At 45.0% G+C, this 24,586-nt stretch carries 23 protein-coding genes and 1 pseudogene; 9 read left to right on the top strand and 15 right to left on the bottom strand.

The window, feature by feature from the left end; genetic code table 11:
- The first annotated feature begins 162 nt into the window (after positions 1-162).
- Complete coding sequence (locus tag FTU50_RS12200) at positions 163-1,383, top strand: OmpP1/FadL family transporter (protein ID WP_180047153.1); 1,221 nt, start codon at positions 163-165, stop codon at positions 1,381-1,383.
- 72 nt (positions 1,384-1,455) lie between these two features.
- Here FTU50_RS12200 and thrH read toward each other — a convergent pair whose 3' ends face one another.
- The gene (thrH, locus tag FTU50_RS12195) at positions 1,456-2,073 is read right to left on the bottom strand and encodes a bifunctional phosphoserine phosphatase/homoserine phosphotransferase ThrH (protein ID WP_075168141.1); all 618 of its coding nucleotides are present in this window, start codon (positions 2,071-2,073) and stop codon (positions 1,456-1,458) included.
- Positions 2,074-2,275: 202 nt separating this feature from the next.
- On the opposite strand from thrH, the gene FTU50_RS12190 reads away from it, so the two are divergent.
- Positions 2,276-3,010: a phosphoadenylyl-sulfate reductase gene (locus FTU50_RS12190; protein ID WP_180047151.1), complete on the top strand. Its 735-nt coding sequence runs from the start codon at positions 2,276-2,278 to the stop codon at positions 3,008-3,010.
- Between the two features lie 163 nt (positions 3,011-3,173).
- Positions 3,174-4,634, top strand: a complete 1,461-nt coding sequence (locus FTU50_RS12185; protein ID WP_180047148.1) for a wax ester/triacylglycerol synthase family O-acyltransferase — start codon at positions 3,174-3,176, stop codon at positions 4,632-4,634.
- Between the two features lie 38 nt (positions 4,635-4,672).
- Here FTU50_RS12185 and FTU50_RS12180 read toward each other — a convergent pair whose 3' ends face one another.
- The 6 genes from FTU50_RS12180 to FTU50_RS12155 all read right to left on the bottom strand — a co-directional run bounded on the left by FTU50_RS12180 (position 4,673) and on the right by FTU50_RS12155 (position 9,429).
- Positions 4,673-4,846 (bottom strand): PA1571 family protein, encoded by a 174-nt coding sequence (locus tag FTU50_RS12180; protein WP_005179698.1) that lies wholly within the window; start codon positions 4,844-4,846, stop codon positions 4,673-4,675.
- Between the two features lie 132 nt (positions 4,847-4,978).
- Positions 4,979-6,433 carry a ribonuclease G gene (rng, locus tag FTU50_RS12175; protein WP_005179701.1) on the bottom strand — a complete coding sequence of 485 codons (1,455 nt, stop codon included), beginning with the start codon at positions 6,431-6,433 and terminating at the stop codon, positions 4,979-4,981.
- A 40-nt stretch (positions 6,434-6,473) separates the two neighbouring features.
- Positions 6,474-7,043: a Maf family nucleotide pyrophosphatase gene (locus FTU50_RS12170; protein ID WP_016659381.1), complete on the bottom strand. Its 570-nt coding sequence runs from the start codon at positions 7,041-7,043 to the stop codon at positions 6,474-6,476.
- On the bottom strand, positions 7,028-7,522 hold the full coding sequence (gene mreD, locus FTU50_RS12165) for a rod shape-determining protein MreD (protein ID WP_180047146.1): 495 nt from the start codon (positions 7,520-7,522) through the stop codon (positions 7,028-7,030). The genes FTU50_RS12170 and mreD overlap by 16 nt, the downstream gene beginning before the upstream one ends.
- The gene (mreC, locus tag FTU50_RS12160) at positions 7,509-8,366 is read right to left on the bottom strand and encodes a rod shape-determining protein MreC (RefSeq protein ID WP_180047144.1); all 858 of its coding nucleotides are present in this window, start codon (positions 8,364-8,366) and stop codon (positions 7,509-7,511) included. Before mreC ends, mreD begins: the two co-directional genes overlap by 14 nt.
- A gap of 16 nt (positions 8,367-8,382) precedes the next feature.
- Positions 8,383-9,429: a rod shape-determining protein gene (locus FTU50_RS12155; protein WP_005179708.1), complete on the bottom strand. Its 1,047-nt coding sequence runs from the start codon at positions 9,427-9,429 to the stop codon at positions 8,383-8,385.
- Between the two features lie 132 nt (positions 9,430-9,561).
- On the opposite strand from FTU50_RS12155, the gene gatC reads away from it, so the two are divergent.
- From gatC to gatB, 3 genes are read left to right on the top strand one after another with little or no spacing between them, the layout of a single operon-like run.
- Positions 9,562-9,876, top strand: coding sequence for an Asp-tRNA(Asn)/Glu-tRNA(Gln) amidotransferase subunit GatC (gene gatC / locus FTU50_RS12150; protein ID WP_045796270.1), 315 nt, complete (start codon positions 9,562-9,564; stop codon positions 9,874-9,876).
- A gap of 49 nt (positions 9,877-9,925) precedes the next feature.
- A complete protein-coding gene (gene gatA / locus FTU50_RS12145; RefSeq protein ID WP_180047142.1) occupies positions 9,926-11,404 on the top strand; it encodes an Asp-tRNA(Asn)/Glu-tRNA(Gln) amidotransferase subunit GatA in 1,479 nt (492 codons plus the stop codon).
- Positions 11,404-12,879: an Asp-tRNA(Asn)/Glu-tRNA(Gln) amidotransferase subunit GatB gene (gene gatB / locus FTU50_RS12140; protein ID WP_180047140.1), complete on the top strand. Its 1,476-nt coding sequence runs from the start codon at positions 11,404-11,406 to the stop codon at positions 12,877-12,879. Before gatA ends, gatB begins: the two co-directional genes overlap by 1 nt.
- A 48-nt stretch (positions 12,880-12,927) precedes the next feature.
- Here the strand turns inward: gatB and FTU50_RS12135 are convergent, their stop codons facing one another.
- The 4 genes from FTU50_RS12135 to sbmA form a co-directional block, all read right to left on the bottom strand.
- The gene (locus FTU50_RS12135; RefSeq protein ID WP_180047138.1) at positions 12,928-14,109 is read right to left on the bottom strand and encodes a helix-hairpin-helix domain-containing protein; all 1,182 of its coding nucleotides are present in this window, start codon (positions 14,107-14,109) and stop codon (positions 12,928-12,930) included.
- 388 nt (positions 14,110-14,497) lie between these two features.
- Positions 14,498-14,998 carry a hypothetical protein gene (locus FTU50_RS12130; protein ID WP_180047136.1) on the bottom strand — a complete coding sequence of 167 codons (501 nt, stop codon included), beginning with the start codon at positions 14,996-14,998 and terminating at the stop codon, positions 14,498-14,500.
- Between the two features lie 136 nt (positions 14,999-15,134).
- Entirely contained in the window at positions 15,135-16,100 is a 966-nt protein-coding gene (locus tag FTU50_RS12125) for a hypothetical protein (RefSeq protein WP_180047134.1), read from the bottom strand.
- Between the two features lie 230 nt (positions 16,101-16,330).
- Positions 16,331-17,527 (bottom strand): peptide antibiotic transporter SbmA, encoded by a 1,197-nt coding sequence (sbmA, locus tag FTU50_RS12120; RefSeq protein WP_104488369.1) that lies wholly within the window; start codon positions 17,525-17,527, stop codon positions 16,331-16,333.
- A gap of 375 nt (positions 17,528-17,902) precedes the next feature.
- Between sbmA and FTU50_RS12115 the strand changes: the two genes are divergently transcribed.
- Positions 17,903-18,100: a hypothetical protein gene (locus tag FTU50_RS12115; protein WP_104472677.1), complete on the top strand. Its 198-nt coding sequence runs from the start codon at positions 17,903-17,905 to the stop codon at positions 18,098-18,100.
- Positions 18,101-18,197: 97 nt separating this feature from the next.
- Here the strand turns inward: FTU50_RS12115 and pgaD are convergent, their stop codons facing one another.
- Genes pgaD through pgaB form a run of 3 tightly spaced genes read right to left on the bottom strand, consistent with a single transcriptional unit; the run spans position 18,198 to position 21,871 of the window.
- Complete coding sequence (gene pgaD, locus FTU50_RS12110) at positions 18,198-18,635, bottom strand: poly-beta-1,6-N-acetyl-D-glucosamine biosynthesis protein PgaD (RefSeq protein WP_180047132.1); 438 nt, start codon at positions 18,633-18,635, stop codon at positions 18,198-18,200.
- A gap of 32 nt (positions 18,636-18,667) precedes the next feature.
- Positions 18,668-19,927 carry a poly-beta-1,6-N-acetyl-D-glucosamine synthase gene (pgaC, locus tag FTU50_RS12105; RefSeq protein WP_180047130.1) on the bottom strand — a complete coding sequence of 420 codons (1,260 nt, stop codon included), beginning with the start codon at positions 19,925-19,927 and terminating at the stop codon, positions 18,668-18,670.
- Between the two features lie 18 nt (positions 19,928-19,945).
- Complete coding sequence (gene pgaB / locus FTU50_RS12100; protein ID WP_257222841.1) at positions 19,946-21,871, bottom strand: poly-beta-1,6-N-acetyl-D-glucosamine N-deacetylase PgaB; 1,926 nt, start codon at positions 21,869-21,871, stop codon at positions 19,946-19,948.
- A gap of 578 nt (positions 21,872-22,449) precedes the next feature.
- On the opposite strand from pgaB, the gene tehB reads away from it, so the two are divergent.
- On the top strand, positions 22,450-23,316 hold the full coding sequence (gene tehB / locus FTU50_RS12095; RefSeq protein WP_180047126.1) for an SAM-dependent methyltransferase TehB: 867 nt from the start codon (positions 22,450-22,452) through the stop codon (positions 23,314-23,316).
- 140 nt (positions 23,317-23,456) lie between these two features.
- Here tehB and FTU50_RS12090 read toward each other — a convergent pair whose 3' ends face one another.
- Positions 23,457-23,567 carry a hypothetical protein gene (locus FTU50_RS12090; RefSeq protein WP_005179737.1) on the bottom strand — a complete coding sequence of 37 codons (111 nt, stop codon included), beginning with the start codon at positions 23,565-23,567 and terminating at the stop codon, positions 23,457-23,459.
- Positions 23,568-23,756: 189 nt separating this feature from the next.
- Here FTU50_RS12090 and FTU50_RS12085 point away from each other — a divergent pair.
- A pseudogene (locus FTU50_RS12085) lies at positions 23,757-24,463 on the top strand (IS256 family transposase); the annotation flags it as partial.
- Positions 24,464-24,586 lie beyond the last annotated feature (123 nt).

The following is a 24,586-nucleotide window of genomic DNA, read 5'->3' as shown; positions in this document are numbered from 1 at the left end:
AAAATTCATTTACTTAAGACCTAAAAATAACACTTTTACTCTAATCAACTGCTATTTATAACTTATTCAGTTCATTTATTCTGCGAAGTTGAGCATTTACTCTTTTTTCAAATATGTTACTTTTCCTGCACTTTTTGTTACATAAAGCATCAGGGAACGACCATGAAGCTCAATAAAATCTATTCGGCTATTTTACTTAGCACTCTCCCACTTACACCTGCGCTTGCTGCTGGTTTAGACCGTTCTGGTCAATCTATTGCTGCATTTTTACAATCAGGCAATTATGCAGAAGCAGGTATTTCAGTTTTAGATCCAAATGTATCTGGTCAAGACAAAGATAAACACCAAGCTAATGACATGGCAGGTGATTATTACTTCCCACACGCTGCATTAAAAGTTCAAGCAACTGACAAAATTTCGATTGGTTTAATTTACGATCAGCCCTATGGCGCCGATGCCGAATATTTTGGCAACAATAATTTTGTTGAAAGTAGACCTGTACCATTTCAAGGTGGCACTTCAGTTGAGGTTGATACCCAAAATTTAAACCTGTTAGTTGGTTATCAACCTAATGAAAATTGGAATCTATATGCAGGCGCTGTATATCAAACAGTAGATGGTACTGTTATTTTACGTGGCACTGCATACTCGGCCCTTAATGGTTATGATTTTAAAACAGGTGAGGATGAATCTGTTGGTTGGTTAGCTGGTGTTGCTTATCAAATTCCTGAAATAGCACTTAAAGCTTCTGTTACTTACCGCTCTGAAATTGAACATGAAATGACTGCTTATGAGAACTTTGGTGCAATAGGATTTACTTCTATTCCTGCACTAGATGCGGCCATGACGCAAATTAGTTCTACAACAGGTAAAACACAACTAACAACACCACAATCTGTCAATCTAGATTTCCAAACAGGAATTATGGCTAACACTGTTGCATTTGCAAACCTTCGCTGGGTGGACTGGTCAAATTTTAAAGTACAACCATACAAATTTGGCAAGCTTACTCAAATATTAGGCCAAGCTGGTTATGTACCAACCAAACCTAATGGATTTAACCTTATTGACTATAAAGATGACCAAATTTCTGCAACTGTTGGTGTAGGACGTAAGTTCAATGACCGTTGGGGTGGCAATGTATCTGTAGGCTGGGATTCTGGTGCCGGCAACCCTGTTACGACCTTAGGTCCAACTGAAGGCTACTGGAGTGTAGGTACAGGTGTTCGCTACTCACCTACCGAAAATTATTTCATTGGTGCAGGATTTAAATACTTCTGGTTAGGTGATGCTGATGCCGTCACAGGTGCACATACGGAAGCAGGCAAGTTTGAAAATAATTATGCAGTTGCATATGGATTAAGTATTGGCTACCGCTTCTAAAAATTTCATAGTTAGAACCGCATAACTAACAAAGGGCATCAAATGATGCCCTTTGTTGCACTCAGCTTCAGATTAAGCTGGAATATCACGCACAGATGCTTTACGGATCGCTTCTTTTAGCGCTTCATAGCCATGAATGGCCGGGAACTGTGGAAATTCTGCAATCACATTTTCAGGTGCATCAAACAGGAAACCGGCATCGGCTTCGCCAAGCATGGTGGTGTCATTATAAGAATCGCCTGCGGCAATTACACGGAAATTCAAACCATGTAATGCTTTTACCGCCTGACGTTTCTGGTCAGGTTGACGCAGCTTGTACGCGGTGATCATACCATTTTCATCAGTTTCCAGTTTATGGCAGAAAATGGTTGGCCAGCCCAGTTGCTTCATTAACGGATGAGCAAACTCGTAGAATGTATCAGATAGAATAATCAGCTGGAAATGAGTACGTAACCATTCCACAAATTCTTTGGCACCCGGAAATGGGCCCATATCGGCAATCACTTCCTGAATATCATTTAAACCCAAACCATGCTGTTTTAAGATATTCAAACGCTGTGTCATTAATACATCATAGTCAGGAATATCACGGGTTGTCGCTTCTAGCTCTTTAATCCCAGTTTTTTTTGCAAAGTTAATCCAAATTTCTGGAACCAACACACCTTCAAGATCAAGACATACAACTTCCATGAATGCTCCCCATATCTGTCATTGAAAAAAATTTGCTCTATCATAGACCAAGATCGCGCTTTTGACTTGTTCTTTTTTAAATCTATTTTTTTCATAAGCATTGATTTTTTAGTGATAAGTTGGTTTTGGCATTTCTATTAAAATACAGCCGAAATAAATTAATATAGGTTTTGTCATCTCCAAGCCTATAGCCAGGAATATTATGACTACCATTCCCACTATTGATCTCGTTGACGCGCTTGCCGCCGAATATGCAGATAAATCTCCAAGTGAAATTCTAAAACTGGCACTCAGCCAGCCAGGTGAAATTGCGATTTCCTTTTCAGGCGCTGAAGATGTGGTGCTGATTGATATGGCGGCCAATCTGGGTCTGCCTTTTCGTGTCTTTAGCCTGGATACCGGCCGTTTGCATGGCGAAACCTATCAATTTATTGAAACCGTTCGCAAGCACTATAATATTCCAATTGAAATCTGTTTCCCGGAAACTGAAGCCATTCAGCAACTGATTAATGAAAAAGGCCTGTTCAGTTTCTACGCCGACGGTCATCAGGAATGCTGTGGCATCCGTAAAGTTCAGCCGCTGCGTAAAAAGCTGGCCACGCTAGATGGCTGGATTACCGGTCAGCGTAAAGACCAGAGTCCGGGCACGCGCAATGAAATTCCAGTGGTTCAGGCTGACCCAGGTTTTTCTGGTCCTGGCAAACAGCTGATCAAGTACAATCCTTTGGCCAACTGGTCCAGCAGTGATGTCTGGAATTACATCCGTTTAATGGAAATTCCATATAATCCATTACATGAAAAAGGTTTTATTTCGATTGGCTGTGAACCATGTACCCGTGCAGTTTTACCGAACCAGCATGAACGCGAAGGCCGCTGGTGGTGGGAAGATGCAACCCATAAAGAATGTGGACTTCACGCCGGAAATCTGAAAAAATAAATACGCTAGACCACTGCCCAGCAGTGGTTTATTTTTTTACGCAACAGAATAAACAAAGTTCCGCGTTTATATGATAAACACTATATACTAAGTCAGTTCACCTATAATTCTAAAAAGCCGTTCCAATGAAGGTCGGTCATATTGCAGTGAGGCAATTAACGCTATGCGTCCATTACATCCGATTGATTTTATCTTTCTGTCTTTAGAAAAACGCCAGCAACCAATGCATGTTGGGGGGTTATTCCTATTTCAGATTCCAGAGAACGCACCTGAAACCTTTATTCAAGATCTGGTCGAAGACATCCGTAATTCTCAATCGATGCCGATTCCACCGTTTAACAATAAATTGAATGGCTTATTCTGGGATGAAGATCCTGAATTCGATCTGGACCACCATTTCCGTCATATCGCCCTGCCTCATCCGGGACGAATCCGTGAATTACTGACCTATATTTCTCAAGAACACAGCGCGCTGATTGACCGCGCCAAACCGCTATGGACCTGTCATATTATTGAAGGGATTGAAGGCAACCGCTTTGCCATGTACTTCAAAATCCATCATGCCATGGTCGATGGTATTGCCGGCATGCGCTTACTGGAAAAATCGCTCTCACACGATCCAGATGCCAAAAGTATTGTACCGCCTTGGTGTGTAGAAGGCCGCCGCGCCAAACGACTGAAAGAGCCGAAAGCCAGCCGCTTCAAGAATATTGCAGCAGGACTGAAAAGCCAGTTGGAAGCCACGCCGCGAGTCATGTACGAGTTATCGCAAACTGTAATGAAAGATATGGGCCGTAATCCGGATTATGTATCCAGCTTCCAGGCACCAAGTTCAATCCTGAATCAGCGCGTTAGTTCCTCACGCCGCTTTGCTGCACAGTCCTATGAGTTTGCCCGTCTGCATAAAATTGCCAAGGCCCTGGGCGTGACTATTAATGACATTGTGCTGGCCATCTGTTCAGGTGCCTTACGTGAATATTTACTCAGCCAGAATGCCCTGCCAAGAAAACCACTAATTGCCATGGTACCCGCCTCAGTCCGGAGCGATGATTCTGATGTATCCAACCGGATTACCATGATTCTGGCCAATCTGGCGACGCACAAGGACAATCCACTGGAACGTCTCAGCATTATTCGTCGCAGCGTACTAAATGCCAAAGAACGCTTTAAACGCATGAATGCCAACCAGATTCTGAACTATAGCGCCTTTGTTTATAGCGCCGCCGGCTTAAATATTGTGTCTGGTTTAATGCCAAAACGTCAGGCCTTTAACCTGGTCATTTCCAATGTGCCGGGACCGCGTGAAGCGCTGTACTGGAATGGTGCCAAACTTGAAGCGTTGTATCCGGCTTCAATTGTGCTGGATGGTCAGGCGCTGAACATCACCATGACCAGTTATCAGGACAAGCTGGAAGTTGGTTTAACAGCCTGCCGCAATGCCCTGCCAAAAATGCAGAACCTGTTACAACATCTGGAAGATGAAATTCAGCGTTTTGAACGGATTATTGAAACAGTAGATGTAACCTTGGACGAGGTGGAAAAAAAGTCAGTTAAAAGACTCGGCCCAGGCCGGAAGAACATCGAGATTCAGACGAAAAGTATGAATCTCTTTTTTAAATTGTAATGATAAGAGAAAAAATTAAGGGGCTTTCAAAAGGCCCCTTAACTTTTAATGGTTCGACATTGTTTTAATAATTGCTGACAGACGGTGCGAATCATGGCGGTGGTAATTTGTACTTCTTTACCTTGCTCATCTACGATATACGCCGCACTGTGTACAGTTTTTGGTTCTAAAACTTTAAGACTTTTATTAATCACGACTTCGCTCATACCCATGATAGACCTCATTTTGCTGAAACCGTAAGGGAGATTACGGCTTTGGCTCTGGTGTATGCTTAGTATTGTGAATCTACCTAAAAAAGTAAAATTTCAGATGTAACAACTGTTTAACGATATCCTGTTACAATTTCAGCTTAAAATGATATCGTATTGCTCTTGCGTGTATAAATTTTCAACCTGGAATTTTATGACACGATTCACGAAATGCTCCAGATCCGCGACGGCTGGTGCTTCTGCGGTTAACAGCCGGTCAATCACCGATGGATGGGCAACGACAGTAAAGCCACGCTGAGATTCAAAGGCACGTGCATAGCGCATAATTTCTCGAAAAATCTCGTAACACACTGACTCGGCTGTTTTCACATAACCGCGGCCCTGACAGGTTGGACAAGACTCACACAGCAAATGTTCCAGAGATTCACGGGTACGCTTACGGGTCATTTCCACCAGACCCAGTTCAGACACCTGGGTAATTTTGGTTTTGGCATGATCGCGTTCCAGCATTTTCTCGAACTGGCACATCACTTCTTCACGATGCTGTGCTTCCTGCATGTCAATAAAATCAATGATGATAATCCCACCCAGATTACGCAGTCGCAACTGGCGTGCAATCACCTGTGTGGCTTCCATATTGGTTTTAAAGACCGTGTCTTCCAGACTACGCCCGCCGACATAAGAACCGGTATTGATATCAATGGTGGTCATGGCTTCGGTCTGATCAATCATCAGATAGCCACCCGATTTCAGCGCCACGCGGGTTTGAAGCGCCTTCTGGATATCTTCTTCGACATTGTATAAATCGAACAGCGGCCGTTCGCCCGGATAATGCAACAAGCGGTTTTGCATATTCGGCACAAACTCATCGACAAAGTCTTTCAGCTTGGCATAGATTTCACGTGAATCGACATAGATTTTGGCAGTTTCTTCATTGGCCAGATCACGAATCACGCGCTGCGGCAAAGGCAGCTCTTCAAAAATTAAAGACGGCACCGCAATAATTTTCTGTTTGCGCTGAATATGCTCCCACAGCTTGGCCAAATAGGCCATGTCCTGGGCAATGGCGGCTTCTTCCACCCCTTCTGCGGCGGTACGAACAATCACCGAGCCCGGCAGTTTATGCTGTTTCTGAATCCGTTCAATCATCGAACGCAAACGGTCACGCTCTTCATCCGATTCAATCCGCTGTGATACGCCAATATGGCTGCCAAATGGCATCAATACCAGATAACGCGAAGGAATTGACAGATCGGTCGACAGGCGCGCGCCTTTGGTGCCGAGCATGTCTTTCATAACCTGCACAGTAAGGATTTGCCCCGGCTGTAACAGCTCGAAAACATTCGGGGTTGGCTGGCTGCGTGGCCAGACCATGTCATTGATATGTAAAAAAGCGGTACGTGACAGCCCAATATCGACAAAGGCAGCCTGCATACCTGGCAGCACCCGTACCACTTTACCTTTATAAATATTTCCTACTAAACCACGTTTGGCGGTACGTTCAACAAATAATTCATTGACCGTGCCGTTTTGAATTAACGCGACACGACATTCCATAGGCGTGACGTTAATCAACAACTCGTCAGACATAATACAACTCAAAGCCTTATAAAAATTCTTGTAGCAGCAGTTAATTTAGTGCCTTAACTGTCTGTAATAACTGTACGGTTTCATGCAGCGGCAATCCCACCACGTTGCTATAACTGCCTTCAATACGCGGGATATAACGTGCTGCAATGCCCTGTATGGCATAGGCTCCCGCCTTACCCAGCGGCTCTCCACTGGCCCAATAACACTCCATGTCACTCAGACTCAGCGCTTGAAATTCAACCTGGGTACGTACCACTATACTGTATTTTTCTGCTTTTGTGCGTACGCAAACACCTGAAAATACATCATGTTTTCGACCGGAAATCTGCTGCCACATGGCAAAGGCATGCGCTTTGGATTCTGGTTTTCCTAAAATCTGGCCATCAACACCCAAACTGGTATCGGCGGCAATCACAATCGCATCAGGGAAACGTGCCAACACGGCATCGGCTTTGGCACAGGCCAGCCGCTCAACATACTGCTCGACTGGCTCATCTGGCAAGATAGACTCGTCGATGTCCGGGCTGTAAATCTCAAATTGCAGCCCCAACTGTTCAAGCAGCTCACGGCGTCTAGGTGAGCTGGAGGCCAGAATTATACGCTGCGCCATTTTCGTAGCAGATAATACAGCACCGGCCAGACCAGAATGCTGGACAGCACCGGTTGCCAGTGACGGGCAAATGGAAATTCAATACCGGCCATAATCTGTAACAGCCAGATCAGCGCCAGATGGACCACAATGGCAATACTGGCAATCACCCATAAATTGGCAAAGGTCATCACCCGACGTTCGCGGGTTAGAAAGCGCGCCACGAAGGTAATTAATACAAAACTTAAGGCATTCATGCCCAGCGGTGCATCCAGCAGCAAATCTGCAAACAGGCCGGTGCCAAAGGCAAACCAGACGCCACACCAGGTCGGCTGGCTCATGACCCAGAACAGCATTACCATCATCATAAATACCGGACGCCAGCCCGATAAGCCATAAGACAAGGGATAAACCAGTAGCACCGAGGCAATAATGACCGAGAAGATAATCGGGAATAAAGGATCTTTGGGTTTACGCTGGCCCAGTTTAGTGATTGGCATGTGGCTGCTCCCGCGATAAAGATTCAGAGAATAACACCACCACATGATGTCCACCGGCCAGCTGTGCAGCAGGAATCACATCAATTTGCGCAAACTCGCCTGAGTTATGCCGGCTGACCTTGGAAATAGTTCCGACCAGATAACCTGCCGGGAAATGTTCACCAAGTCCGGAGCTATAGACTTTTTCACCGACTTTGATATTGGCACTGGTCGGCACATATTCCATTTTTAAACGGCCTAAGTCACCGGTGCCCGAAACAATCGCGCGCATACCGGTATGTTCCAGACGTACCGACAGCGAATGTTCTTTATCAGACAGCAGCATTACCCGGCTACTGTGCGGATAGACATCGACAATCTGGCCCATAATGCCGCGATCATCCAGCACGGTTTGCCCGACTTTGAGCTGACGGTTGGCACCGCGGTTAATCACAATAATATGCCGTAGCGGATCGGCATCGGTCCCAATCACTTCGGCAATTTCCATGCGTCCGTCAATGATCAGTGGCGTATCGAGCAGGCCACGTAAACGGGTATTTTCGGCAGACAGTTCGGAGAGTTTTTGCAGGCGTACCTGTGCCTGAAGCAGCTCGGCCTGCATCGCGGTATTTTCACGACGCAGCTGGGCTTCAGATTTACTTTGTTGACTTAGCCATTCTCGCGACAACACCGGATAACTTGCCAGCGCATAAATCGGATTATATGCCGCGTACAAGAGATCCCTTGCCGGTTGAATTACATGCGGCATGCGCCAGTTAAAAAACAGCACCACCAAGCATGTAATGACCGCAATAATAAAGGAGCGAAAAGATGGCGGTTGTCTGGAAAACAGATGTGATTGCACCGCCGGGTCCTTTTGATTAGCCTACAAATAACATGTCATGGTTTGGATTATCAAAGAATTCCAGCACCTTGCCACCACCACGGGTGACACAGGTTAAAGGCTCTTCAGCCACGACCACTGGCAAGCCGGTTTCTTTGGCCAACAGCTTGTCCAGATTACGCAGCAAGGCACCACCACCGGTCAGGACAATACCGCGCTCGGCGATATCTGAAGATAATTCTGGTGGTGTTTGTTCCAGCGCCGATTTTACTGCGGACACAATATTTTGTAACGGGTCAGAAATCGCCTGAGTAATTTCATCAGAAGTCACGGTAATGGCACGAGGCACACCTTCGGCCAGGTTACGGCCACGCACTTCAATTTCCAGTGGTTTCGCACCCTCTTCAGGAACTGCCATGCCCACTTCTTTCTTGATGGTTTCTGCTGTGGTTTCACCAATCACACAGCCATGCGCTTTACGGACATAGTTGATGATCTGCTCATCAAACACATCACCACCAATACGCAGTGAATCTGCATAGACACAACCTTGTAGCGAAATAATCGCAATTTCAGTTGTACCACCGCCCACATCGACCACCATCGAACCACACGCCTGCTCAACCGGCATACCGGCACCAATTGCTGCAGCCATCGGCTCTTCAATTAAACGGACATCACGCGCACCGGCATTAAACACTGCCTCACGAATGGCGCGACGTTCAACCAGCGTCGATTTGCATGGCACACAGACCACCACACGCGGTGCAGGCGGAAACAGGCGCTTTTCATGCACTTTACTGATGAACTGGTTCAGCATGGTTTCAGTCACTTCAAAGTCGGCAATGACGCCGTCTTTCATTGGACGAATGGCAGAAATATTGGCAGGTGTACGACCCAGCATCTGTTTAGCATCCAGACCGACTGCGGCAACGATTTTCTGTGAACCGCTGTGACGAATTGCCACAACCGTCGGTTCATTTAATATAATGCCTCGTCCTGGCGCATAAATAAGTGTATTTGCTGTACCTAAATCAATGGCTAGATCTGGTGAAAACAAGCCAATTAGTCGTTTTAGAATCACGGAGTCGTTCTCGATTAAACTTTATGTGGACGCAAGTTGGCAACTTTAACTAAATGTGATGCTTTGGACAAGTCAATCGCTTATTATAACGCACGATATTTTGAAAATTTTTAATACTGATTAGGTGATGTTATGTCTACATCGGATGCACAGCATTCTGCAGATTTAAATGCACAAACAGTTTCAGCAATCGCCAATCTTGCTCGGTTGTCGCTCAATGATACGCAATCTGCTGAATATGCTCAAAGTCTAAATAAAATTTTAGGCATGATGGAAACCTTAAAAGGCATCAATACCGATGGCGTTGAGCCACTCAAAAGCCCATTTGACCACCCTCAACCGCTACGTGAAGATGTGGTGTCTGAAGATAACCATCGTGAGGAATATCAGGCCGTTGCACCTGCCGTGCAGGACGGTTTGTATCTGGTACCACGCGTAATTGAATAATTTTTTCAGCGCTCATCTTTTTGTTGAATTCAGGTAAAGAATATTTCTCATGACAGATTTACATCGCTTATCCATTCGTGAACTGACTGAGGGTTTAGCCAATGCAAAATTCTCTGCTCGCGAATTGACCGAACATTATTTAAAACGCATCGAAAAAATTGATGCCCAGGTCAATGCCTATGTCACCGTAACTGCGGAACAGGCGCTGGCCCAAGCCGATGCTGCCGATGCGTTGCGTCAAGCTGGCGGCGCTGGTGTGCTGACCGGTGTGCCTATTGCGCATAAAGATATTTTCTGTACCCAAGGCATTAAAACCACCGCTGGTTCTAAAATGCTGGATAACTTTATCTCGCCTTACGATGCTACGGTGGTTGCCAAAGGTAAAACTGCTGGCTTAGTCACTTTAGGTAAAGTGAACATGGACGAATTCGCAATGGGTTCGACCTCGGAAAGCTCATACTTTGGCGCAACCAAAAACCCGTGGGCACTGGATCGTGTACCGGGTGGTTCTTCAGGTGGTTCGGCTGCGGTGGTCGCGGCTGATCTGGCGCCATTTGCAACCGGTACCGATACCGGTGGTTCGATTCGTCAGCCAGCTTCTTTCTGTGGCTTGACCGGTCTGAAACCGACTTATGGCCGTGTATCGCGTTTCGGTATGATTGCCTATGCATCATCACTGGATCAAGGCGGTCCAATGGCACGCTCTGCGGAAGACTGTGCATATCTGATGAACGTGATGGCGGGTCATGATGCCAAAGATTCAACGTCGGTCGAGAAAGATGTCGATGATTACGTGGCGAACCTGAACGGTACATCGGTAAAAGGTTTACGTATTGGTATTCCAAAACAGTACTTTAATGTTGCCGGTCTGGCCGCAGATGTAAAAGCGCGCGTTGAAGAATCGCTGAAAAAATTAGCAGAGATGGGTGCCATTCTGGTTGAGGTTGATCTCAACATGACTGAAGCCTATGTACCAACCTATTACCTGATTGCGCCAGCGGAAGCATCTTCAAACCTGTCACGTTATGACGGCGTACGTTATGGCTATCGCTGTGAAGATCCAAAAGATATTCTGGACCTGTACAAACGCTCCCGTTCAGAAGGTTTTGGTGCCGAGGTACAGCGCCGTATCCTGATTGGTACCTATGCCCTGTCTGCCGGTTATTACGATGCCTACTATGTAAAAGCGCAGAAAGTTCGCCGCTTAATTCAGCAAGATTTCTTAAAAGCATTTGAATCTGTAGATGTCATCGCTGCGCCTTCTGCACCAACTACTGCATACCGTATCGGTGCAAACCTGTCTCCGGTTGAAATGTACCTAGGTGACATCTATACCATCGCGGTAAACCTTGCAGGTCTTCCTGCGATTAACGCGCCTGTTGGTTTTGACAAAGACAACTTGCCAGTTGGCTTACAGTTGATTGGTAACTACTGGTCAGAATCTCAATTGTTGTCTGTGGTACATCAGTATCAACAAGCAACCGATTGGCATACTAAACGCGCTGCAATTGCTGAGGAGAATGCATAATGGCTAAAAACGCTGCTAAACCAAAATCAAACCTGATTGATGGTTGGGAAGTCGTGATTGGTATTGAGATTCACACTCAGCTTGCGACTAAATCTAAAATCTTCTCTGGTTCTTCTACCGAGTTTGGTAATGATCCAAATACTCAGGCCAGCCTTGTAGATTTAGCCATGCCAGGTGTACTGCCTGTACTCAACAAAGAAGTGGTTGATCTGGCAATTCGCTTTGGTTTGGGGATTGATGCCTACATCGACCAAGCCTCTGTATTTGCACGTAAAAACTATTTCTACCCGGATTCGCCTAAAGGCTATCAAATTAGCCAGATGGACAACCCGATTGTGGGCCTCGGTCATATCGACATCCAGCTTGAAGATGGCACCACCAAACGTATTGGCGTAACCCGTGCGCACCTTGAGGAAGATGCGGGTAAATCAATCCATGACCAATTTGAAGGCATGTCAGGCATTGACTTAAACCGTGCAGGCACGCCTTTATTGGAAATCGTATCTGAACCAGATATGCGCTCAGTTGAAGAAGCGGTTGCTTATATTAAAGCGATTCACACACTGGTGCGTTGGTTGGGTATTTCTGACGGCAACATGGCAGAAGGTTCATTCCGTGCGGACTGTAACGTGTCGCTACGTCGTCCGGGTCAGCCATTCGGTACACGTTGTGAGCTTAAAAACTTGAACTCATTCCGTTTCATTGAACAAGCGATTAATGTTGAAATTGAACGTCAAATGGAAATTTTGGAATGGGATGGCACCATTGATCAGGAAACTCGTTTGTTCGACCCTGTGAAGATGGAAACCCGTTCAATGCGTTCAAAGGAAGAAGCCAATGACTACCGTTACTTCCCTGATCCAGACTTGTTGCCTGTGATCATTGCAGACGAGCAAATTGAAGCAATTAAAGCGACCATGCCTGAGCTTCCTGCGGCACGTCGTGCACGCTTTGTAGCCGACTTTGGTGTGACTGAGTACGATGCGCACGTTTTAACGCTTACACGTGAAATGAGCGAGTTCTACGAAGATGTCGTGAAGGCTGCTGGCGGTGCTGCTCAAGGTAAGATTGCTGCTAACTGGGTGATGGGCGAATTCTCTGGTGCTTTAAACAAAGCAGGCTTAGAGTTGGCGGATTCCCCTGTTTCAGCTGAACAGTTGGGTGGCATGATTGCACGTATTGTGGACAACACGATTAACGGTAAGATCGCGAAGCAAGTATTCGGCTTTATGTGGGAAGAAGGCAAATCTGCGGATGAAATTATTGCTGAAAAAGGCTTGAAACAGGAAACCGATACAGGTGCGATTGAAGCGATTATTAAAGACGTACTTGCTGCCAACGAGAAGATGGTTGAAGAGTTTAAATCTGGTAAAGATAAAGCGTTCAATGGTCTTGTTGGTCAAGTCATGAAAGCAGCGAAAGGTAAAGCTAACCCTGCTCAAGTAAATGAATTAATGAAGAAATTGATTGGTTGATTTAGTCTTTTTTTAAAAGAAAACCCGCTTAAGAGCGGGTTTTCTTTTTCAGAATTTAAAAACTTCCTTTGCTTTTTCAATTGTCTTTGGACCTACGCCTTGTACTTCTGATAGTTGCTTAAGCGTTAAACCATTATTTTTGACTCTTGCCACTACAATTGCTTTGGCCACATCCCTCTTTACATTAAGTAATGCTTCAATTTCATCCAATGAAACCTCTGTGATCAATGGTTGAGTTGTTCTATTTCTAGGATCAACATTTAAATACTCTAGAAGATCTGCAAGCATTAAATAAATATGGAACATAGCTTTTGTTGCTTCTAATTGTGATACCTCTGTATGTACACCTTTACAAGTTAAAGTGTAATCAGCAGCCATCCAACTCCCCAAATAATCTAAATGGGCTTTGGCCATATCTTTATTGCTTTTCGATTCAATAGAGAGATCCATGAATCTCCAAATTCGGTTTATATACTGATTTTGTTTAAAAGTACGCCCATTAATATTTTCGTCTGTAGCAGGATATAACCTATCTGCTAAGCTCTCTAATAAACGCCTACATGTTGCTAAAGCCTGAGACCATTCTTCTTTAGAATCCGAGGAAACTGATTTAAAAGCTAACATGAGTTGTTCAGCAATTTCAGGATCGAGATCAAGTAATTTGTCATCTACTGCATTTTTTAAGAGATCAAAGCCTGAAGCAACTGTTCCTGAAAATTTCAATCTATTATATAAATCAGTTAGATACTTATGACATTCACCCTTAACATAAGCCAACCTCTCTTGAACATTATTCAAATACAAAGTTTTATCATTACTATGTTTCTTAAGATAGCTTAAATGATCCTCAAGATGATGAATAGATTTATCAAGACCACCTGTTGCTGAATTTGTTTTTAAACGAAAAAAATTTGTAGTACAGATAAACTGAATATCTATGTCAACCTCTGTAAGCTTTTCTAACAGAGGTTTATATTCTTCATCTTTATAAATCTTTATATCTTTTTGTTTTTCATTATCTTCCATAATTTTTGAAAGAAATTCTTTTAAGGGTTGGATAAACTTCTCATTTCCAAGTTCAATTTCCGCCCAAATATAATAATTTTTTTCTTCTAGTAAGTTTGAAGCCCTCGAGAGCTTTTGTACGCCAACTGTTATACTTCCTTTTTGAGATTCTAATTCTTTGATTCCTTCTTCAACAATTCTTAAAGCTTCTTCTTTCTTGTTCATTTCCCCAAAAACCTCAATTTTTCAAAAGCTAAACATACAATAATATAATCTGAAACTAATTTTTTATGTGCTCAAAATACTCATTTGCGCATAGAAAATTTAACCTTACAATCAACCCAAACACTTCATGCTCACAACAAACATGACCATCAAAAAAGTAACCTCAATCATCTAACTCGAAGACTTGGGACGTATCCAACTTTCAAAGTCTTTCTTTATGCGTGATTTCAGAATCCCCTTCCTTGCCAAGCTTCGCTTCTCACTTTTTCCAAAGGGGGACTTGTCACGTAATCCATTGGATACGCGTGGTTCCCTCTCCTTTTTAAAGGAGAGGGTTAGGGAGAGGTAAATTTTAAAACGCAGTATAAACGAGAAGACAAAACCCGCATCACTGCCCCCGAATCACCCCCAACTTATTCCACACATCTGGCGTCAAAAAGGTCATCATCAACTTGTTTAAATCCAGATAACGCAGTACACCATTCAACTGACTTTTAATTTCAGGGTTCTTTAAAATTTCCTCACCCGTAATCTGTCCAAGTTCCTGAAAACTGTCTCCAACCGCTTGTATACCTTCAGCTTGAATCACTGCTTTGGCCTGCGCAGAACATTGCTCTACCAGTATCCGCTGCAAAACGGTTGCCAGCTTTTGATCTAAAGCCTGTTTTTGTTCTGGCGTCACCTGACTCAAGTGTTTCAAATCCGGATGTGCAGATAGCGCCACAAAGGTCCACTGCAAGACCGCGGTTTTATCGGTTGCCGTGGTCGACTTCACCAGACAGTCACTCAGCTGATCAACGGCCGGACCAGCCGTACTCACTTGTGAGCAACCCAAGAGCGCAATCGCCAGGCCCCATCCTCGTAGCTGCTTTAGACTCAATTGCATCATGCTATACCTCGCCAACATCAGCTCATACCAGAAATAGCCTATTTGTAGCATGCAAGCAGCAATCTCACCTGTTATGACTGTGTAACGCGCATAAAAAAAGGAGAAGTGATGTGCTTCTCCTTGTTACTTATACTGACTATTTCATTTGCCTGAGCATACGCTTGGCACCGGCATGATTATGCTGGTTGGCCAGCTCCTGCAAAATCCGTTTGGCCCGGGCTTTGGGCTGGGAAAAACGGTTACTAAAACTCGGCACAGCGCTTAAGCAACGCGCCAGCAAAATCCCCGATTCAGCATAGACATTCCGCGCATTGGTGTCCTGCAACCGGCCATAATTATAGGCCCGCTGTGCGCTGTTACAGGCATTTAACTCATTGCGGCCGCTGTTTAAATCACGGCGTGCAGCGACATAATATTTCATCTGCTGCTGTTGTGGGGTCGCAGCCACCACAGGCGCCGCTTTTACGGGTGCCGGGGTTTTCTCGGCTGGAAGTTCCGGTGTTTCTTTTGGTTCGGGCTCTTTGGCAACAGCTTTAGTGTTTTTATTATTCCGATTGGTATTCGTATTAGCCTTCTTGCTGCTGGAAGATGCCGAACGATAAAAACGCCGTGCTTCATCTTCCGTCATGACTTGAGTAAGTAAATGCACAATGCGGACTTCACCCTGGCCATCGCGTTTACGCTCGCTGACCGGCTCAATTGAAACAATCCAGTCCGGGCCATTTTTTCTGACACAGCGATAGGCACCAATGCCCTGATTAACATCACGATAAGTCGCCAACAGTTTTTTGGACCAACTGTTTTTCAGCATCGACATCGTACTTTTATAGGCCAGTTTTAAATGGCCTTGCTGCGACTGACAATAGCTGCCCATATATTTGCGCGGAATCAGCGATTCTGCCGCCAGCTCTTTACGCTGCGGTCCCCAGTCATACACATAGGCTTTGGCTGAACTATTGGCCTGATTCAGATTTTTTTTCGCAATCAGCTCTTGTGGCGAAGCAAAGTGCTTCAAGGCATCTGGACTAAAACTTTCTACACTGACACAGCCCGAAAAGACGACACCGACCCCAGCTAACATCATGAAGGTTTTGACATTCACGTCTTTATTCTCTATTTTTCCCCACTCAAAACATAGCTCAAATAGGCGCAAATAACAAATCTAGTCGCTTGATTTTACTTGATATTTCTCGTTTATTTATTACTACTGCCCCGCACTATCATCTGATAAATGCAAAATATCCAGAGTTTTAACAGCGAAACCTGAACGCCTTAACACTTTCATCCGATCATTAAAAAACCCGCCTTAACAGCGGGTCAGTTGGGAATGACTTAATCATCCAGGGTCGATTCAAAGGCTTTTAAACGTTTATAAATCGACAGCAGTTCAATAATGGTGGGCCAGGAGGCAATTAAATACTGGAACGATTCACGTACCTTACCGAACACGTTACCAATCTGCATCATCAGGCCAAGGGTAATCGCTCCCGCAGCAATACTTGGGAACAGCACAAACAGACCGTAAATATTGTCCAGCTGCATGTACCAGATTCGTACCAGGTTAAAATAGGCATAATGGAAATACAGGCGGAAATAATTCAGACGAACCTTGCTAAACAGCTCTTTTAAAGTCAGCGGATCGGCACGCTCGGCATGATCTTCACCATAGACCAGCTCTTTACGATAAGCCGCTTCCACCTTCTGGTTATTAAATTCCAGTCCTGGCAGTTTATAACCGACCACCATCAGCAGTACGGTACCAAACACCGCCCAACCAATTGCCGCCCACACCAGCGCATAAGGAATTTCGCCCAGAATTGGCAGGGTTTTCACATGGCTCGATAGCGTTACCAAAACCGGTAAAAAGGCAATCAGGGTAATGAGTGCTTCAATCAGACTGACGCCCAGACCTTCGGTGGTACGGGCAAAGCGCATGGTATCTTCCTGAATACGCTGCGATGCCCCTTCAATATGACGTAACCGGTCCCAGTAGGCGGTGTAATAATTGTTCATTGCCGTTCGCCAGCGGAATACATAGTGGCTGACAAAGAACAGGTTAAATACCGAAACCGTGACCGCCACAATTGCCACATACAAAAAGGTCATGATCTCGGCATACAGGTTATTCACATCACCACCGCCATTACTCAGCATTTGCTGGATCAGGTCATAAAACGGGCTGTACCAGGCGTTAATGACCACGCTCACCTGCACCCAGAACCAGATATTAAACAGAATGAAAGATGAGCCCCACACCGACCAGCGCTGCCAGGGATTATCCGATTGAATCCGCCAGAAAATTGCAAAAATGGCTGTGGTCAGAAAATACCAGAGATAGAACCAGAGAAATGCCGGTGACCAGAAACGGCTGACCCCAATCGGGAGTTCTGCTTCATGATAGCCTTCGGGCAAACCGATGATGGTGCCCCAGCCTTGTCCACCAGAATACCACAGCACCAGATTAAGAACGAACCAGAGTAACAGCGAACTAAAAAACCATTTCGGATGTGGAAAAAATGACTTAAACATGCAGTGTTCTATTTCCTTTATTCTTTTCAAGACGTTGAAAAGCAGCTTTTATAACATTGCAGCGTGCAATGCGCCACGCGATGACTTCAACATGAGCAATATACAAGATTTCCTCGACAGCGCATGTACTTTTCAGTACCGATTTTTCCACTAACCGGTATTTAAAGCGATATAAAACCCCGAAAATCACCCTGACTATTTTCAGTAAAATAATGAAAAATCAAGAGTTTAAAATACCAATTTTTATACTAAGAATTTAACTTTATTTTTTAAGATATCAATCACTTATTTATAATCTGACGAATAAAACCCATATTCCCGACCAGACAATGCTAAAATAAATATGTGATACATAATACATTTTTGAGGGAAATCATGATGGAAGTGAAAGCTGTTGAGCTTATTCAGCCTCTGGTACTTGAGAAAGAGAACTGCCCACCTATCCATTTTGAGACAGGCACTATCTTAAAAGTCCTGATGACCACGCCAACAGCGTATCTGGTCACGGCCGGCACGGAATTTAATTTCACCATTTCATTTCAAGATGAAAACAAAGTGTGGCGCAAGCTTTAATCCTCATTCCAAGCGCGATTCTTATCTCCATTCAGGCAGCGTTTCAGGCTGCTTTTTTGCAGATATAAAACCAGAGCAGCCGAATTACAACCGACCTTTAAGATGCATTGTGCTGGGAATGTGCCTGTAAATCGACAATCTTGCCCTCCTGATCATGATAGACCGTGACAATTTTAGCCTGACGGGATTGCGTTAACATGACCGGTTCCAGCTGAAAATGCTCGGCAAACTGGTTTAGCGGTGCCGGTTGCATGGTCTGGATGGAGTGCGCCGGAATATAGTTGGTCCACAGCCATAAACTCAAGCCACAAGCCACCAGCGCACTAAAACCATTTTGCAGAATACTTAGCATCAACTGGGCCACTTGCTGAATCAGTGCATCCCGCTCTAAATCCAGTAAACCCAGACTGATTAAAACCGGCTGCCACAACAGGCCCCAGGTCAGCCATAAGCCGGCGGTACACACGTTCGAGGCATAACGCTTTTGCCACGGCAATTCATAGCGATAATCAATAATTAAAGTATTGGCTTTCACAACTTTACTCTCAACACATCACATCGCGACAGTTAGCTGTCACGTTTGATTCCACGATCGGGACTGATCCAGCGTGCACGTTTCCCTTCCCCGCGCAGCAGCATTTTTGGAAATGCCACAATACTGGCCGATACGGTAATCAGCCAGAACATGAACGGATACCAGATCATCCAGAAATAGTTTCTGGCCAGATTTTTTTCATAGCGGCTGTCCATCCATTTGCTGACCATAAACTGGAACAAACAGGTCGCGCCCAGCACAATACCCACCCCTTGCGGTAAAAACGGCGATTGCAGTTCCGGTAACGGTAAAATAGGCAGGCAGAAACTTAATATCCAGAGCAGACACAGCAACAGCAGCAGATATGACCAGACCAGAGTCAGCATCATTTCCAGAATCAGCGGCCACAAATAGTTCAGCTTTGGCTTAAAAATTACATCAATATTTTTATTTAACACCTGCGCACCGCCCATGGCCCAGCGCAAACGCTGTTTCCATAAGCCTTGCAGGGTTTCCGGCATTAATACCCACACCAGCGCATTCGGTTCAAATTCAATTTTCCAGCCGGCACGCTGTAGCTTCCAGGAAATATCAATATCTTCGGTCAGCATGTCGTGCGACCAGTAACCGACCTGATGTACCGCGCTTTTACGAAAGGCGGTAATCGCGCCGGAAACAGTAAAAATACGGCCATAGGTGCGCTGGGCACGTTTAATCATGCCAATAATCGAGGAGAATTCTCCGACCTGGACCCGGCCCAATAAGGTCGAGCGATTGCGAATTCGCGGATTGCCCGTAACGGCGGCCACCGCCGGATCACGCTGGAAATGGCGCAGCATCCAGCTGGCGGCATGCGGATCGAGCAAGGCATCGCCATCAATTCCAAGCAGGTATTCGGCATCGGTAACCAGACTGCCGGCTTGCAGGCCCATGGCCTTGCCCTGATTTTCCGCCAGATGCACCACCCTTAACCGTGGATGCTGGGCCGCCAGACGGTTCAGTACCTCGCCAGTATTGTCCGAGCTGCCATCATTAATCGCGATGACTTCAAAGTTGGGATACTTTAATGCCAGTGCCTGGGTGATGGTTTCCTCGGCATTATCGCCTTCGTTAAAACACGGAATGAGCACCGCCACCAAAGGATATTCCTGTAAAGCCGGTGGCTGGGTAAAGGTCGGATCTTTGCGTTCTTTGACATAGAAAATCAGCGCGCCCATCATCCATAAATAGGACATGAATAGCGGATAATAAAACACAAAGTTCAGCACCGATTGCCAGAGTTCTTGCAACATGGTTGTTCCTCTAGCCGGTTACGGTGCGGATGCGGGCTGAGACTGGAAGGCCTGACGCAGCACAGCCGGATCAGGATGATTCTGGATTGGATCATCCGGATAATAGGCAATGTGCTTCACACCGGCCTGATAGAGTTTCTGAATTGTTTCCGCAATTTCCGCAGATGGAATTTTATTACCATTACGCCAATCGACGGCCTGCAATTCAAACACCGTTTTACGCAGCCCTTGCGGATATTGCTGCACCCGACTCAATAGCTGCTGATAAAACTGCGCCGGATCATCGACCTGTTCCATATATGGCATGGCCATAATCGCGGTAAAGTCATAACGGTTTAGCGACTGTTCCAGCGACTGGGCATACCAGTTTTCTGAATAGGCCGACAGTGCCACCTGTGCATACAGGTTACGCGAGGTCTGCAAATAAGGCTGATACTGACGTACGGTCTCGGCCAACTCCATGGCAAAATCATCAATCACTTTGACTTTATAAGCTGTCCATTTCTGCAAGGCAGTATCATCAGCACGCAGTTGTGTCAGATCAGTCGCTAAGCCCTGCTGCTGATAGGCCTTTTTGGCCCAGCTGCTGGCATCTTCATAATCGGACAAGGTGGCATCATCATGGAAAATAATGCCGTTGAACTGCGCCGATTTGGCCAGATCTTCATAAATGCCTTTAATGGTGTTGCGGGCGCGCGGCGAAAATGGGCTTAAACGGTGATAGCCCATGTTCAGATGTTTGCCGCTATGTGGCTGCTCGGTTTGCACCAGATCTTGGGCCACCGGATTCGAGACCGGTAATTCCCAGGCAAATACCGGCATCCAGGCATAGACACGACGTACCTGAGTCCGGGTCTGGATTTGCCAGGCCACACGGTTAAACAGGTCGGCACGCATTGGAATATAACGGTTCGGGAAATAGACCAGATCGGCCGAGCCATTGCCATCCGGATCAGAAAATGCCTGCAAATATACGGTATTGACGCCAATCTGCTGAATCCGGTCCAGCAATAAGCCTAAATTACGTTCCTGCTGCTGCGGGTCCGGATCATAAATATAGTCAATATCGACATGCATGATCTTTTGCGGACGATCATTGTCCGTGCGCTGCTGCTGATGTTTTTGGATTTCTTTGGTCAGTAGCGCTGCATCCATGTGTTTTTGAATCAGGATTCGCGGCAATCTGGAAAAAATGTTTACAGGTTGATTCTCGGCATCATCCAGCGTCAGGCTGATTGGCATCTTCAGTTTTTCAGCAATTTTTACCGTATGCAAGTTATAGCGACCATAGGGCCAGACCATAATTTTTGGTGCTTTCAGACCATATTTTTGCAACAGACGCTGATTGGCCTTTAAGTCCTGCTGAATGCGTTTTTGATAAGCGTTGTTATCTTCATAACGCTGCTGCTGCGGAAAATAGGCACGTGCTACGGTGGCCGGCAATTGATTGCCCTGCGGATTGGCCACAATGCCTTTATGCAGGTCATAACTGTGGCTGGCAATTTCCACCAGACCGCTGGCCTGTAATTCTTTTAACTGTGCCCAGCTTAAAAAATGCTGGCGTGACACCAGTTGCCCGCCAAAATTAACCTGTTGCTGTTCTGCTGGTTCTAACCAGCGCCCAACCACCGACAACACGGCCGGAATATTCCGCTGTTTTAAAACAGGATAGACATGCTGATAAAAACTTTGATAGCCATCATCAAAACTCAACAAGACTGATTTTTCCGGTAGCGCCTTGTTGTGTTGCTGTGCCTCTAACAGTTGCTGACTGCCAATAAACTGAAAGCCATTTTGTACCAGCCAGTCCAGATGCTGCTGCAATTGTTTAGGCTCAATCGCATATTCAGGCATTAACGGTTGTGGTTCAGAAGTGACTTCGTGGTAGGCAAGGATCGTCAAGTTTTTCATTTCATTTCCCGCCTGTGCCCAACCCATAAGCATACTACAAAGAAAGAAAACAAAAATCTGGACCGCTTTAATAAACTGAAATAGAGGAGACATAAGGCGCGCGGAATTCATGGTACAGACAAGAAGATACGATGCTACCTTCGAGCAATTGCGCAGATTCAACCATTATTTTATTATTATTTGTGTATACATTTGTTAATTAATCCCGTTTTTTTGCTTTTTGCCCTTGCTTTCAAAATAAAGCAATAAAATATTTATGATTTTATATCATTCACTTAGTTTTACTTATTTTTTAGCCACCCGCCAACGGGTCAGTTGATAATTTTCTAAAGTGTATAGGCTTTTCCAAGCCCAAAATGTAACCTGGTTTTCACTTTTAAATTCTCACTATTTGATACTGAAGCATTTTTCAAAACGCTAATACATCTGCAAAAATGGAAATGTGGAGATCATTTTGAGCTGAAGATTCACCGCTAAAATAGCATCAATTAAGTCCTCTGACGCATTGTAGTTCTGGCAGATGAAATCGTGCCCGTTACCCTCCCCTCTCTGGCATATTGTGCAGGCTTAGGGTTTAATAAAATCTGCCCCCAAGTGCACATGGAGAAAAGATGCAAACGCTCGTATGCTATAAACAGCTGCCGATCTGGACACAAGACACTATCCCGCCCGGCTTTTTACGCCAGCACAATACCAAAGCCGGCACTTGGGCCCAACTGAAGGTTTTAAAAGGTGAATTGCGTTTTGCCTTGCTCGATGAAGCAGGCACGCTGTTGTCTGAACATCTGTTTAGCCCGGAGCAGCAACCGCCCATGCTTGAACCGCAGGTGTGGCACAAGATTGTTTCGGCCAGTGCCGATGTCGAATGTCAGCTCAGCTTTTATTGCACAGCCAATGACTACTTTGCCAAAAAATATAAACTGACCCCGACCCATTCAGAAATTCTGGCCGCGCAGCCATCTTTACAGGGCAATACAGCGCTGGATGTTGGCTGTGGCAGTGGTCGTAATGCGCTGTTTTTAAGTCAACATGGTTTTCAGGTCGATGCCTGGGATGTCAATGCCCAAAGTCTGGAGCGCCTGAACGAGATTATTCAGCAGGAACAGATTCAGAGCATTCATACCACGCTACGGGATTTAAATATTAATCCGCAGATTCAGGGCCAATACGATTTTGTGTATTGCACGGTGGTGATGATGTTTTTACAACCCGACACCATCCCAACCCTAATTCAGCAGATACAGCAGGCCACCAAAGCTGGTGGCCTTAACCTGATTGTTTGCGCGATGGATAGTGAAGATTATCCGGTTCAACCGGACTTCCCTTTTAGCTTTAAAGCCGGTGAGTTAAAAGCTTATTATGAAGGCTGGACTTTGCTGAAATACAATGAAAATATCGGTGAACTGCACCGTGTCGATGAACAGGGCAAGCGTATTCAACAGCGCTTTGCGACATTATTGGCACAGAAAACAGCGTAAAAAATTTATCCTTACATATAAAAGCTGATCATCTGGATGATGGGTCGGCTTTAGAGAAAGAATAAAAAACAGTGATAGTCAGCAAGTTTAATAACTTGCTGATGATTCAATAATTATTGGATAAAGCGACTAAGAAAACGTTACAGCAGATATTCCCAGATCACATAGCCTAGACCAAAACCAATCAATGAGTACAGCGTAATAATAAAGAAGACAAAACTCGCGCTATTTTTCTTTTTTAAAAAGCTCATTGTGATCTCAACGGTAAAATCTGTTGTCACATCTTACCCCAATTTGAGGATTTTAAAAGAGAAACTGGACCTTATCGTGCTGACTAAAAAATCCAGAAGTGCAATTACTCATCACTCGAGACTGTAAATTAAATTGTGTAATTGCCTGAATTTGCTATGTTCATATTCACAACGGAGTCAGGCAATATGATGAACGAACAAAAACTAAAAGACCTTGCAGCAGAATTTTCTAAAGGAATCAAAACAGAAGACGATCTCAACCAATTCACCCGATTGTTGACCAAACTCACTGTTGAAACGGCTCTTAATGCCGAACTTACCGAACATCTGGGACATGAAAAAAATGCCCGTAAATCTGGCTCAAATTCACACAATGGTTATTCTAGTAAGACTGTACTTAGCGATGATGGGGAGATTGAGATCACCACACCACGTGATCGTGATGGCACTTTCGAACCTCAGTTGATTAAGAAAAATCAGACCCGTATCACGCAAATGGATAGCCAGATTCTATCCCTTTATGCCAAAGGCATGACCACCCGTGAAATCGTTGCTACCTTCAAGGAAATGTACGATGCCGATGTATCTCCAACGCTCATTTCCAAGGCGAACAGCACTGCTGTGAGGATGCCGTCAATGAGCAGGTTGCTGAATGGCAAAACCGTCCGCTGGATGTGATCTATCCCATCGTTTATATGGACTGTATTGTGGTTAAAGTCCGTCATAATGGCAGTGTCATCAATAAGGCTGTATTCCTTGCCTTAGGCATTAATCTTGATGGACACAAAGAACTGCTCGGCATGTGGATGGCTGAGAATGAAGGTGCCAAGTTCTGGCTGAATGTCCTGACTGAGCTTAAAAACCGAGGGTTGCAGGATATTCTGATCGCCTGCCTTGCGAAGCAGTGCTTCTTGTATCTTGATTGATATAGTGATTAGCTACCACTATACGCAAATTGTAGAGTTTGGAGTGCTGCTAAAATCTTAAATTTGAACCTGAGATAAAACCTACAATTTGCC

Source organism: Acinetobacter sp. YH12112 (assembly GCF_013418945.1).
Taxonomy (GTDB): domain Bacteria; phylum Pseudomonadota; class Gammaproteobacteria; order Pseudomonadales; family Moraxellaceae; genus Acinetobacter; species Acinetobacter indicus.
This window is presented reverse-complemented; position numbering and strand designations above follow the sequence as displayed.

Coding starts and splice junctions, on each gene's coding strand:
- FTU50_RS12200 (WP_180047153.1), top strand. CDS start 163: ATGAAGCTCAATAAAATCTATTCGGCTATTTTACTTAGCACTCTCCCA.
- sbmA (WP_104488369.1), bottom strand. CDS start 17,527: ATGTTTAAGTCATTTTTTCCACATCCGAAATGGTTTTTTAGTTCGCTG.
- FTU50_RS12135 (WP_180047138.1), bottom strand. CDS start 14,109: ATGAACAAGAAAGAAGAAGCTTTAAGAATTGTTGAAGAAGGAATCAAA.
- FTU50_RS12185 (WP_180047148.1), top strand. CDS start 3,174: ATGCGTCCATTACATCCGATTGATTTTATCTTTCTGTCTTTAGAAAAA.
- FTU50_RS12190 (WP_180047151.1), top strand. CDS start 2,276: ATGACTACCATTCCCACTATTGATCTCGTTGACGCGCTTGCCGCCGAA.
- pgaB (WP_257222841.1), bottom strand. CDS start 21,871: ATGCTTATGGGTTGGGCACAGGCGGGAAATGAAATGAAAAACTTGACG.
- gatB (WP_180047140.1), top strand. CDS start 11,404: ATGGCTAAAAACGCTGCTAAACCAAAATCAAACCTGATTGATGGTTGG.
- gatA (WP_180047142.1), top strand. CDS start 9,926: ATGACAGATTTACATCGCTTATCCATTCGTGAACTGACTGAGGGTTTA.
- FTU50_RS12180 (WP_005179698.1), bottom strand. CDS start 4,846: ATGGGTATGAGCGAAGTCGTGATTAATAAAAGTCTTAAAGTTTTAGAA.
- gatC (WP_045796270.1), top strand. CDS start 9,562: ATGTCTACATCGGATGCACAGCATTCTGCAGATTTAAATGCACAAACA.
- FTU50_RS12115 (WP_104472677.1), top strand. CDS start 17,903: ATGATGGAAGTGAAAGCTGTTGAGCTTATTCAGCCTCTGGTACTTGAG.
- FTU50_RS12170 (WP_016659381.1), bottom strand. CDS start 7,043: ATGGCGCAGCGTATAATTCTGGCCTCCAGCTCACCTAGACGCCGTGAG.
- tehB (WP_180047126.1), top strand. CDS start 22,450: ATGCAAACGCTCGTATGCTATAAACAGCTGCCGATCTGGACACAAGAC.
- thrH (WP_075168141.1), bottom strand. CDS start 2,073: ATGGAAGTTGTATGTCTTGATCTTGAAGGTGTGTTGGTTCCAGAAATT.
- mreD (WP_180047146.1), bottom strand. CDS start 7,522: ATGCCAATCACTAAACTGGGCCAGCGTAAACCCAAAGATCCTTTATTC.
- FTU50_RS12090 (WP_005179737.1), bottom strand. CDS start 23,567: ATGAGCTTTTTAAAAAAGAAAAATAGCGCGAGTTTTGTCTTCTTTATT.
- pgaC (WP_180047130.1), bottom strand. CDS start 19,927: ATGTTGCAAGAACTCTGGCAATCGGTGCTGAACTTTGTGTTTTATTAT.
- FTU50_RS12130 (WP_180047136.1), bottom strand. CDS start 14,998: ATGATGCAATTGAGTCTAAAGCAGCTACGAGGATGGGGCCTGGCGATT.
- rng (WP_005179701.1), bottom strand. CDS start 6,433: ATGTCTGACGAGTTGTTGATTAACGTCACGCCTATGGAATGTCGTGTC.